The sequence below is a fragment of the Acidimicrobiia bacterium genome, assembly GCA_040902765.1.
Lineage (GTDB): Bacteria > Actinomycetota > Acidimicrobiia > Spongiisociales > UBA11373 > DATKBG01.
This window is the reverse complement of sequence record JBBDWO010000003.1, coordinates 1-11,268: the sequence shown is the minus strand read 5'-3', so window position 1 is coordinate 11,268 and position 11,268 is coordinate 1. Positions and strand designations below refer to the sequence as shown.

Sequence of the window (11,268 nt, the reverse complement as noted above, 5' to 3'; positions counted from 1 at the left end):
GCGGTCGGGAGTGGAGCGCATGGCCGAGATAACCCTCGAGGGAGTCGGCAAGGTCTATCCCGGCGGTCACCGCGCCATCTTCGGCATCGATCTCGACATCGCCGATGGAGAGTTCATCGTCTTCGTCGGCCCATCGGGATGCGGCAAGTCGACGGTCCTTCGGATGATCGCCGGCCTCGAAGAAGTCACCGAAGGCAAGATCGAGATCGGTGGGCGAGTGGTCAACGACGTCGCCCCGAAGGACCGCGACATCGCGATGGTGTTCCAGAACTACGCCCTGTATCCGCATATGTCGGTGCGGGACAACATCGGCTTTGCGCTGAAGCTCGCCAAGCGCCCCAAGGAGGAGATCGAGCGCCGGGTCAATGACGCGGCCGTCCTGCTGGAACTCAGCGACTTCCTCGACCGCAAGCCGCGGGCGCTGTCGGGGGGTCAGCGGCAGCGGGTCGCCATGGGCCGGGCGATTGTGCGCGATCCGGCCGCGTTCCTCATGGACGAGCCCCTGTCCAACCTGGATGCCAAGCTCCGGGTGTTGATGAGGACCGAGCTGGCGGTGCTCCACGACCGCCTCGGGACCACCACGGTGTACGTCACCCACGATCAGATCGAGGCGATGACGCTGGGCGAGCGCGTCGCCGTGCTCAAGCCCTACAGCGAGCGCCGCCCCGAGACCCTCCAGCAGGTGGACAAGCCCTCGCGGCTCTTCAACGAGCCGAAGAACCTGTTCGTTGCCGGTTTCATCGGCAGCCCGGCCATGAACCTCGTCAAGGCCCGCCTCGAGGGCAGCGGTGACGGGGGCGTGGACATGGTGTTCGGCCGCCGTCGGCTGGCGCTGCACGCCGATGCGGTGGCCCGGTACCGCAGCCTCTCCGAGTACATGGGGCGCGAGGTGGTCGCCGGGATCCGACCCGGTGACTTCGAGGACAGCCGGGTCGCCGCCGCTTCGAGCAATGGCAACACTCTCGACGCCAAAGTCGACGTGGTCGAGGCGCTCGGGGCGGAGTCCTTCGTGCACTTCACCATCGACCTGCCCCCGGTGATCACGCCGGACATCGAGGAGCTATTGGCCGACACCGAGGCCGAACCCGCCTCGCTGGGGGACACCAGCCGCTTCACGGCTCGAGTGAGTGCCGACGTGGCGATCGAGGACGGCGACCGCATCACCCTTGCCGTCGACACGTCGAAGGTGCACCTCTTCGACCCGGCCACCGGCGACCGGCTGGCCTAGGGGGTGCGCGAATAGGCTCGCCCGGGGATCAGGTTTCGGCTTGTGGCAAAGCCGAAACCTGATGAAGCCAGCGACCTATTCGTGCACCCCCTAGTGGCCCGGCGGCGACGGGCTACTTGACCGAGCCGCCGAGCAGACCCGCCTCGAAGTACCTCTGGAAGGCGAAGAAGATGATCAGGGGCACGATCGCCGACAGGAACACACCAGGGGCGATGACGTCGATGCCCGAGCTGAACTGATTGAGCCGGTCCCTCAGGAACAGGGTGAGCGGCCGCTGTTCACCGGCGAAAACGAGCGCCACCAGCAGGTCGTTCCACGTCCAGGTGAACTGGAAGATCGTCAGCGAGGCGAGGGCGGGGAATCCGAGGGGCAGGACGATCCGGGTGAAGATCCGCCATTCGCTGGCGCCGTCCATGCGAGCCGACTCGAGCAGGCTGCTCGGAAGGCTGGCGAAGTAGTTCCTCATCAGGAACACGGCGAACGGCAGACCGAACGCGGTGTGGAAGAACACGACCGCCGGGATGCCCCGCAGGCCGACGAGGCCGAACACCTGGAACGCCGGGATCAGGGCCATCTGGAGAGGAACGACCAGCATCCCGACTATGACCAGGAAGAGCGCGTCGCGTCCCTTGAACGGGATCCATGCGAGGGCATACCCGGCCATGGCGGCCAGGATGACGACCAGGACGGTATTGGCCACCGCGATGACGACGGTGGTGGTGAAACTGGAGATGAGAGCGGAGTCGGAGAGGAGGTTGGCGTAGTTCTGGAGCGTCAGCTCACCCGGTGTGGTCACTGCGGTCCACCAGCCGGACTCGGCGTATCGCTGCACCGGGCGCAAGCTCGTAATGAGCAGGCCCAGCCCCGGCACCAGCCAGAAGAAGGCGACCACGATCAGCGTGATCTGAACCGAGCCCTTGGCGATCAGGGCGGTGAACCGCGAGACGATGGACCGCCGTTCGGTCTCGGGGGGTGCGGTCATCGGCCTCCCTCCTGGAGTCGGAAGCGCCTGATGTTGAAGGCGAGGACGGGAATGATCATCACGAAGAGAAAGACGGCGATCGCCGAGCCGAGCCCTCGTTCACCGAGTCCGCTGAACGAAGTACGCCACATCTCGAGGGCGATGACGTTGGCGTCGGCCTGCACCGACCCGGGAGCGATGCCCAGGATGAGGTCGAACATCTTGAGGGCACCGATGGTCAGCGACACGAAAACGACGCCCAGGACCGGCGTGAGCTGAGGGACGGTCACTCTGCGGAACACCTGCCACTCGGTGGCGCCGTCCACTCGCGCCGCCTCCAGGGTCTCGCGAGGGAGGGCGGCGAGGCCGGCTCCGATGATGATCAGGGCGAATCCGCCCCAGATCCAGATCCCGGCGATGATCGCCGAGAGCGTGATCAGGTCGGATCCGAGCCACGGGATCCCGCCCCAGGCACTGCTGAACTGGCTGGTCGGGATGACGGCGCGGTACCGCCCGGGGTCGAGCCCGGTCACCTCGAAGGTGCCGTCGACACCCGATTCGACGGTGTCGACGACGGTGCCCTCAGGGTCGATGATTCGCACCGGGACCCTCGGGAGCCCCATCTCCTCGGGATCGATGGCCCCCCGGACGTCCTCGCCGGCCCGGGTGTCGCGCCACACCACGCCGCTGAGAGTCCCCGGGCCGAGCAGCTGGGGATCGCGGGCTGCAACGGCATCATCGGGGAGCGCCGAAAGCGGGATGCGCACCAGTCCCAGGTAGGCGACCCCGCCCTCACCGTCGACGTCGACGGCGAAAGACATCGAGCCGTCGGCCTCCTCCTCGCCGCCGTCATAGGAGGGCGCGGCGCCGGCGAAAGCACCCTCGCTCGATACCAGCGACATCGGAACGCTGATGACCGCATTGACCACGCCGCGCGACGGCTCGGTCTGGTACATGATCCTCCAGATGATCCCGGAGGAGAGAGCGGCGATGGCCGCCGGTACGAACAGGATCAGCCTGAATGCGGTGCGCCAGCCGACCTTCTCGGAGAGGACTGCCAGCACCAGGCCGATGGTCGTGACGGCGATCGGGAACACAGCCACCCAGATGAACGAGTTGAAGATCGCCCGCCGCATGCGGGTCAACTCGAGCATGCGGCGGTAGTTGTCCAGCCCAACGAACTCGGTCCCGATACTGTCGAAGAGGCTACGCCAGATGGTGGCGAGGACCGGGTAGACGACGAGGGCGCCGATCACGACGAGGGCTGGAAGCAGGAAGAGGAGGACCCATCCCCGGTTCTGGCCCTTCACTTCCCTCCCTCCCGTCGGCCATCCGATGCTACCGGGAGAGACCCCGGTCGCGCATTGGGGAGGGCCCGGAGGCCCTCCCCAATGCGTCACTCGTTGGTTTCAGACGGTTGTCAGCCCCCGTGGGCTGCTGCCGCCTCCGATTCCATCTGAGCCAGGATGGCATCGACGTTGCCCGGATTTCCGAGCCACGCCTGGAGGCCACCCCAGAAGCCGGCGCCGACGGTCGAACCGAAGGCGGACGGCATCAGGTCGGACATGTCGAAGCGGAATGCCTCGGCCTGGGCGAGCGCTGCCGCTGCCCGGCGAGTGATGTCGTCGGGGTACACCGAGACATCGAGGTTCCGGTTCATCGACGAGAAGCCGCCCTGAGCTGCCCAGATCGCCGCCGACTCAGGCTGCGCCAGGAAGCGCAGGAACTCGAAGGCCGCACCGCTCTCCCTGAGGACCACGGCGACGTCGCCACCGCCCATCACCGCAGGCGGCGAGCCGTCCATGCTTGGCCAGTCGAAGAAGTCGAATCCGGTGCCGGGCTCTGCATCGGTCTCTCCGATGATCACGCCAGCCACGAAGTCGCCCTCGTACACGACGGCAGCCTCGCCGGTGGCAAACACCGTGTTCACCGATGCGACGAACCCATCCTGGAGTCCGCGGGCCGTCCCACCGACGATGAAGTCGTCGTTGAGGATCTGACCGAGGAAGTCGAGGGTGTCGTACACGGACTGGTCGGTCCATGCGATAGCACCCGTCTGGAGCGAGTCGTACATCTCGGGACCCGCCACCCGCAGGTAGGCGTTCTCGAACCAGTCCGATAGCGTCCAGCCGTCTCCGCCGCCGACCGCGATGGCGCCGATTCCGGCGTCGGTGAGGTCACTGGAGACCTGGACCCACTCTTCCCACGTTGTTGGCGCGGTCACTCCGGCATCGCCGAACAGCCCCGGGTCGTACCAGACCGTCGACTTGTTGGCTCCCTTGAACCACACGCCGTAGAGCGTGCCGCCCGACGAGCCCAGTTCGCGCCACACCGGCGCGTAGTTCTCGTCGACCAGGTCGCCCACCTCGTCCTCGATCTCGATGAGTGCTCCGCGATCGGCGAGGTCGGCCAGCAGGCCAGGGGCGGGCAGGAACACCACGTCGGGTGGGTTGTTCGCATCGACCCGCGTCGCCAGCACTGTGGTCATGTCCTGCGGTATACCCGTGTAAGTGACCGATACCCCCGTCTGTGACTCGAACTCGTCGATGACGAGCTGGAAGTTGGCGCCTTCCGTCGAGTCGGTGGCCCACGCGGCCATCACCTCGATGGTTGCGCCCTCCAGGTCAGTCCCCTCGTCGTCGCCACAGGCGGCGGCTACGAGCGCCACGGCGAGTGTCAGGACGAACCATCGTCCCATTGTCCCGCGTCTCATGTCGTCGCATCTCCTCTCGGCGAAGAGTGCCTGCGTGCTTCGTGCATCTGGACCGTCCCCGCCTTTATGTCTGTTTGACCCAACCCTAGGTGTTTCGGCTGACGCCTTCGCCGCGGACGCCCCTTGTGCGCGCGATCCGTGGTCACACGAGACGGGCGGTGACCGTGTGCACGGAGCGCCGGCGCACCGCTTCGGCGTGTGGTGCGCCGACCTCGGGTCCGTCGATCTCTGTCGTGCTGCCGTCGCGGTGGTCGAGGCGGTAGCCGGCGACCCGGGCCGCTCCCTTCCCGTAGGTGTCAGCCCGGCCCGGGTTGCTCAGGACCAGGAAGACGTCACCGAGGATGCGGGTGGCGACTACTCCGGCGGGGAACTTGACGGTGCTGATCGACCCATCTCGTGAGGTGACCCGACGGGTGATGGCCTCGGTGGTGAACAGGTCGCCGGGCAGTGCCGGCTCGACGCCGAATCGCAGGCTCCCTTCGACCAGGCGGAACGGCCTGCGGCCGACGGTGGCCAGCATCCAGATGTGGAGGAACTCGGCGGTCACGCCGGACAGTCGTGGCTGATACCCGCGTCCGTGCTCGGCCGGATCGGGATGGAGGCTGGAGACGATGAACGACACGCCTTCGAGCGGGCTGCGCCCGTAGGTCGCCGGGTCGAGGAACGGGATGAGGGCGTGCCGGGCGTCGTCCCAGAACTCGCGATGGAGTCCGCTGCGGAGGACCTCGAGCAGGTACTTGTACTCCATGTGGGTGTAGACAGAGCCGTTCTCCAGCCACCCGGGCGGGTACGCCGCAACCGCCCGCCCGGCCTCGGCATCCTCGGGTCGGCCGGGAGTGCTGATCCGATACATGCCGAGCGGCTTGTCATAGAGGGCAGACGACCGAACGGCGGCGTACATGGTCGCCGCGTCCTCGGGGAACTCGCGGAGCCAGTGGACCGCACCCTCCAGGAAGAGCCCCATCGGGCGGGCCTCGACCGAGGTCGGCTGGGGTCCGTCGTCCGTCTCGGTCCACGCGGTGACCTCGTTGACGAAGTAGGTGTGGGGCACGCCGGCGGCCGCGATCTCACCGTGCTCGCCCCCGAGCGCCGAGCGGACCCGGGCGATGGCCCGCTCGAGGAAGTCGGCCATCCGGTCCGGCGGGAGGAATCGGCGCGCCCCGTCGACGCCGAGCATGACAGCCGATCGATATCGCTCCTTGAGCCCGTTGGCTCGGACCCAGAACTCGAGCGGCTCGTCGACCTCGTCGACGAGGGCCGACAGACTCTCGACGAAGGCGGCGATCTCGGTGAACAACTCGATCCCGTCTGGCGGCAGGGTGACGTCGCCGAGCCAGTCGCGCAGGGTGGTCAGTAGCCGATGCAATTCGACCAACTCGGAGAGTCCCGACCCGAACAGCCCCGGGAGGCCGTTGAGGGAGTCGTTCCATCCCGGCTTGCCGGCCTCCATGTCGATGCCCCGGCCGCCCATGTCGATGCTGGCCAGGCGGGTGGCGGCGAGGAGCAGCAGCTTCTCGAGGAGAGTCGACCGGATCACCTTGCCGGCGCCGTGGTGGTCCCTGGCCCGGTACGAGTCGGAGACGCGGGCGTCGATCATCGCCGCCTTGGCCGCGTCGAGGGCAACGCTGCGGAGCTGTCGGAGCCTGCCGTCGCGGGCCACCACCCGTCGGGCCCGGGGCAGGACCACGTCGGGGTTGTCGTAGTAGGTGTGGCGTCGATCGAGCAGCAGCCGCTCCAGGTGGTCCGGGAAGACGGCGAGATACCCGTCGAGCAGGTCCAGGTTGTAGTGCCAGTGGTCGATCCAGAAGCCCGCCTCGCGCCCACCCGGCTCGGCGGGTGTCGAAGCGGGGAGCAGGTCGGCGAGGATCGACGTCCATGTGGCGGCGACATCGATCCCGACGTCGTCGAGGCTCATCAGAAGGCGACCCGGCGTCACCGGGCCGCCCGAAACGATGCCGGCGACGCTCTGTCGGCCGCCTTCATCGACCCCGTGGTCGGCGAGCCATCGCGTCGCCACCTCGGCATCGACATGAAAGGCGGTGTGGCGCACCTCGAGGGGGTTGTAGCCGTCGAGCTGGATCAGACCGATTAGGAGGTCGATGTCGCCCTGATCGGACAGCCCGGCGAACCACGGGTCGTTGCGTCGATTCTGGAGGACGTTGCGGTAGTGCCCCATCCCCTGGGACAGGTAGGTCGGTTCGAGCACGAAGTCGTGGTAATCGCGCTCGAGGTCGGCGTTTTGGCGCCAGTAGAGGTTGATCCGCTGCGGCGGGTCGGCGTCGATGGTGACCGGGAGGCCACCGCGCAGTACGTTGTCGAGAAACGTCTGGCGAACGTACGCGTCGAGCTCGGGAACGGCCGACACCGTGAAGGCATGGTCGGCCACGGCATCGACGGCCCGGCGCGCCACCTGCTCGGCACGGTCGGCGAATCCGGCCGTGTCCATGTCCTCACGGAGGTCGGTCAGGTGGCCGAGCTCCTCGGCTCGCCCGATGAACGACGTCGCCTGCATGCTCCCGGCGCCGTCGAGGGTCCCGCGATGGACCGCCAGGGCGCACGGCGTGATGCCCCGGGTGGCCTGGTTGCCGCCGAGGACGGCCGCGGCTCCGCCTGCGGCGAACCGCGCCGCGGGCCCGAGCGAGAAGCGATCGCCGAACACGACCAGCGGGTCGGTTACCACTTCGGTCCGCGGGGTCACCAGGTACACGTTGCCCGCCTGGACCGCGCCGATGTCGGCGTCGTCGCTCGCACTCTGCCGCAGCCGGAACAGCGGCACGTCCTCGTGTCGTACGACCTCGATCATGGCCTCGATGTGGCGGGCGGACCTCTTGATCCCGTGCTGGTCGATTCCTTTGGGAAGGATCCGCGGGACGCCGTCGATCCAATCGACGTTGCGGGTCCGCCCGGTGAGATCGGTCAGCGTCACATGCCGTACCAGGCCGGCGGTCCGGTGGCCGGTCAGCTCGAAGTATCGGACCTCACAGCGCAGGCCGACCGCCGGATTCTCGTCGACGAGGCACAGCCCGCTCGGGTTCATGTCGAGGCGCTGCGACACCGCCGGGTCGTCGACCCGGCGGAAAGGCTCCCAGATCGGGCCATCGTCGACCCGGACGAAGGTGCGGAAGCCCTCGGACTCGACGCGGAGGCACGCCTTGTTGAAGGAGTAGAACTCGAGGATCTGGTTGTCGCGGTCTCCTACACCCAGACCCATGATCGCCTGACCGCGGTTCACCCAGTAGGTCCACGCGGGGATACCGATCGGACCCGCGATACCCGGGAGGAAATTCGAGAACGCCGGTGCCCGGTTGTAGCCGTCGATGGTGAAGGTCGACGTCTCGGAGTCAAGCGAGTACCGGACCTTCGGGTGCCCACTCACCGGCGTGAGCGTAGTCGGGAGCGTGAGCCCGCCCCCTGGCTCAGCACCCAACGTAGGTGTCGTGGCCCGTGGTGGTGGCGGCCGACTGGAGCGCCGAGCACGCCCGGGCCACGGCGCCGGCGAGCACCTCGAGATCCACCGACTCACCCAGGGCGACGAGGAACCCGGTGTCGTCGAGGTCGGCAGTGCTGTCGAGGAACCGACGGCTCTCTGCCACCAGCACCTGCAGCGATATGGTGTACACCTCGTGCTCGATCTCCAGGCTCTCCGGTGGCTCCAGGGCCCGCAGCTCAGCTACGGCAGCCTCCCGCACTGCGACCACGGCGGTGATCGCTCTCCAGGTCGGCTCGGCATCGCGGGGGAGTGCGGCGAAGGTACCTGCCTCCATCCGGGCGTTGATGTCGGCGACCGTCTCCAGGTAGGCGCGAGATCCATCAGCGGAGCAACTCACGACCAGCAGGGCTGCCGAGGCCATCAGAGCGAGCACGCCACGCATGTCAACCACTGTATGCGTCTGCCGTCTGCCGCTTGCCGTCCGTTAGGTGCAGGGGGTGATGCCGTCGAGGCCGAGGAACGCCGACAGGGCGCTTCGGGTCTGCGGACCCACCTTGCCGTCGGCGGTTATGTTGCGCTCCCGCTGGAAGGCGCTCACCGCGGCTTCGGTCTTCGGTCCGTAGACGCCGTCGGCAGTGCCCGGGCTGTTCCCGGCCACGTGGAGCAGCTGCTGGAGGTTCTTGACGTCGGCACCACGATCGCCCGGTCGGAGCGTCCTCGAGGTGGTAGCCAGGGCCGAGGTGGCGGGCAGGATCGAGTTCAGCGCCGAGATCTCAGACCTCGACTGCGATCCGACGATGCCGTCCACGGTCAGGCCACGCACCGTCTGGAAGTGGCGCACCGCGCTGGCAGTGTTCGGACCGTAGACCCCGTCGACGCTGCCGACGGGCGCACCGATCGCCTTGAGGAACCGTTGGAGTGCTAGCACCGCGTCGCCTCGGGCACCCTCACGGAGCGAGCTCGACGCGTTGAACAGGCTGCTCAGATCCCCGGCGCTGGCGACGGTGCATGCGACGGCGGCGGGGGCGCGACCTTCGGCGGTGCGCATCGCGTTGAACGGGTTGACGGCGACCTTCTCGTCGGTCCACAGCTCGAAGTGCAGGTGGGGCGAACCGTTCTCGGCGTTACCACTGTCGCCGACCCAGGCGATGTGCTGGCCGGCACTGACCCGCTGCCCGACGGCGAGGCCCGGAGCAATGCCCCAGCCCTGGTTGTCGTTGGTGCCGGGGGTGTCGTTGTTGAGGTGGATGTAAACGGTCTCCCATCCGTCGTCGTGGCGGATGGCCAGGGTGCAGCAGCGGTTGGAGGGGCCGGTCGATCCGGAGACGCTGCTGCCGTTGATGCGGATGATGGTGCCGGCGTTGGCAGCGACGACCGGGACCATCTTGGCGGCCATCACGTCCTGGGCGTGGTGGAGGCCGCCGCCGCGGTTCGCCCAGAAGGAGTCGCTGTAGTGGTACTCGCCGGCGACGGGGAAGGTCATATCCCAAGCGATCATGTCGCCGTACTTGTGGCGGGAGCCGTCCCGAGGACCCTGATGGTTGGCGAGGGCGGCGGGCGCGGTGCTCGCGAGGAGGGCGATCGCCACCACCGCGCTGGCGATGCGGCGTCCGGTGATCTGCGAGGTCATGGTCGTCATCCTGCTTTCGTCCGGTCTTCGGCCCGGAGAGAGCCATATCGGGTGGGGCACCCTAGCGAGTAGATCGCGAATATCAACTCTACGGCTACGACTCTCGGTCCTTGACCCGATGGTGACACAGGTAGCGATTTATGTGGTGCGACTCCGTCGCACCACGCGTGCAGCGTGCAGCGTGCAGCCTGCAGTGAGTACGGCCGGGGCGAACGGCAGTGGGCTACCGGATGAGGGCGCGATCGGCTCGCAGGGTCCAGTCGGGGTGGCCGCGGAGGACCGGCTGGCCGTGGGACTCGATGTAGGCGGGGATGATTCGCGCGTGGATGGTCCCGTCTGGTTCGACGATGATCTCGGCGATTCCGGTGGTGGAGCTCGCCGGGCCCATGTCGGGCCACACGAAGTTCCCGAGGCTCCAGAACACCGGGACGCCGCCGATGACCTCCAAGGGCTGGAGACGGTGTGAGTGGTGGCCGAGGATCACATCGGCACCGGCGGCGATCATGGCCCCGGCTCGCAACCGATCGCCGTGATCGGGATACCCCACGCCCTCGTTCCCCCAGTGGACGGTCACGATGACGATGTCGGCCGCTTCCCTTGCGGCGCCGACGGCCGTGGCGATGTTCTCCATGGAGGCGTAGGCGACGCCCGGCTGATCGGATGAGGCGAACCACGCTCCGCCCGGCTCGCCGACCGCGTATCCCGACACCGTCGTGAGGCCGACGATGGCGATCCGCCATCCGCCCACGTCGACGATGCCTGGAGCCATCGCCTCGACGAGATTCGCCCCTGACCCGACCGTGACCAGGCCTGCTGCCCTCAGGTTGGCGATCCCGTCGACCAGGGCGCTAGGTCCGTAGTCGCCCGCATGGTTGTTCGCCTGACTGACCACGTCGACGCCGGCGGTGCGCATCGCCGGGAGAGCGTCGAGGTCGCAGCGCAGGTTCGTCTCCTTCGGGATCGGGAAGCCGAGCGTCGACGGGACACACTCCAGGTTGATGATGGTCAAGTGGTCCCGAAGGAAGAGTCCGTCGAGGCGCTGCCAGGCCACCTCGTAGCCCTCGACGCGGAAGCGATTGGTCAGCGTCGGGCTGACGTCGACGTCGCCGGTCCCATGGATGACGAGTCGCTGGCGGCCCGTGTCGCCGAGTGCCGGCGGACCCAACAGAGCGACGGCGACGGCTGCGGCGACTACCACGACGAGCGAACGGGAGGGTGCTCCCATGGAGTGGAGAGGGTACCTGTGCTCTTTCCTCCCCCGTGTGCGGACCGGGGACATCCTTTACAGGTGTGCGTAGACATCCTT

Annotated in this window: 8 protein-coding genes; 1 reads left to right on the top strand and 7 read right to left on the bottom strand. The window is 67.7% G+C overall.

The genetic code is table 11. The annotated features are described in order from the left end of the window. The first annotated feature begins 19 nt into the window (after window positions 1–19). Window positions 20–1,228, top strand: coding sequence for a sn-glycerol-3-phosphate ABC transporter ATP-binding protein UgpC (ugpC, locus tag WEA29_01385; protein ID MEX2322407.1), 1,209 nt, complete (start codon window positions 20–22; stop codon window positions 1,226–1,228). A gap of 112 nt (window positions 1,229–1,340) precedes the next feature. Here the strand turns inward: ugpC and WEA29_01380 are convergent, their stop codons facing one another. The 7 genes from WEA29_01380 to WEA29_01350 form a co-directional block, all read right to left on the bottom strand. Beyond that, window positions 1,341–2,210 carry a carbohydrate ABC transporter permease gene (locus WEA29_01380; GenBank protein ID MEX2322406.1) on the bottom strand — a complete coding sequence of 290 codons (870 nt, stop codon included), beginning with the start codon at window positions 2,208–2,210 and terminating at the stop codon, window positions 1,341–1,343. After that, window positions 2,207–3,499, bottom strand: a complete 1,293-nt coding sequence (locus WEA29_01375) for an ABC transporter permease subunit (protein ID MEX2322405.1) — start codon at window positions 3,497–3,499, stop codon at window positions 2,207–2,209. The genes WEA29_01380 and WEA29_01375 overlap by 4 nt, the downstream gene beginning before the upstream one ends. A gap of 110 nt (window positions 3,500–3,609) precedes the next feature. Beyond that, on the bottom strand, window positions 3,610–4,902 hold the full coding sequence (locus tag WEA29_01370) for an extracellular solute-binding protein (GenBank protein ID MEX2322404.1): 1,293 nt from the start codon (window positions 4,900–4,902) through the stop codon (window positions 3,610–3,612). A 142-nt stretch (window positions 4,903–5,044) separates the two neighbouring features. Then, window positions 5,045–8,278, bottom strand: a complete 3,234-nt coding sequence (locus WEA29_01365) for a hypothetical protein (GenBank protein ID MEX2322403.1) — start codon at window positions 8,276–8,278, stop codon at window positions 5,045–5,047. Between the two features lie 40 nt (window positions 8,279–8,318). Continuing rightward, window positions 8,319–8,774: a hypothetical protein gene (locus tag WEA29_01360; protein ID MEX2322402.1), complete on the bottom strand. Its 456-nt coding sequence runs from the start codon at window positions 8,772–8,774 to the stop codon at window positions 8,319–8,321. Between the two features lie 42 nt (window positions 8,775–8,816). Next, entirely contained in the window at window positions 8,817–9,971 is a 1,155-nt protein-coding gene (locus WEA29_01355; protein MEX2322401.1) for a peptidoglycan-binding protein, read from the bottom strand. Between the two features lie 214 nt (window positions 9,972–10,185). Continuing rightward, window positions 10,186–11,187, bottom strand: a complete 1,002-nt coding sequence (locus WEA29_01350) for a CapA family protein (protein ID MEX2322400.1) — start codon at window positions 11,185–11,187, stop codon at window positions 10,186–10,188. Between the last annotated feature and the right edge of the window lie 81 nt (window positions 11,188–11,268).

Excerpts from the sequence above, each read along its gene's own strand:
- ugpC (MEX2322407.1), top strand. The coding sequence starts at position 20 with ATGGCCGAGATAACCCTCGAGGGAGTCGGCAAGGTCTATCCCGGCGGT.
- WEA29_01350 (MEX2322400.1), bottom strand. The coding sequence starts at position 11,187 with ATGGGAGCACCCTCCCGTTCGCTCGTCGTGGTAGTCGCCGCAGCCGTC.
- WEA29_01355 (MEX2322401.1), bottom strand. The coding sequence starts at position 9,971 with ATGACGACCATGACCTCGCAGATCACCGGACGCCGCATCGCCAGCGCG.
- WEA29_01360 (MEX2322402.1), bottom strand. The coding sequence starts at position 8,774 with ATGCGTGGCGTGCTCGCTCTGATGGCCTCGGCAGCCCTGCTGGTCGTG.
- WEA29_01380 (MEX2322406.1), bottom strand. The coding sequence starts at position 2,210 with ATGACCGCACCCCCCGAGACCGAACGGCGGTCCATCGTCTCGCGGTTC.
- WEA29_01370 (MEX2322404.1), bottom strand. The coding sequence starts at position 4,902 with ATGAGACGCGGGACAATGGGACGATGGTTCGTCCTGACACTCGCCGTG.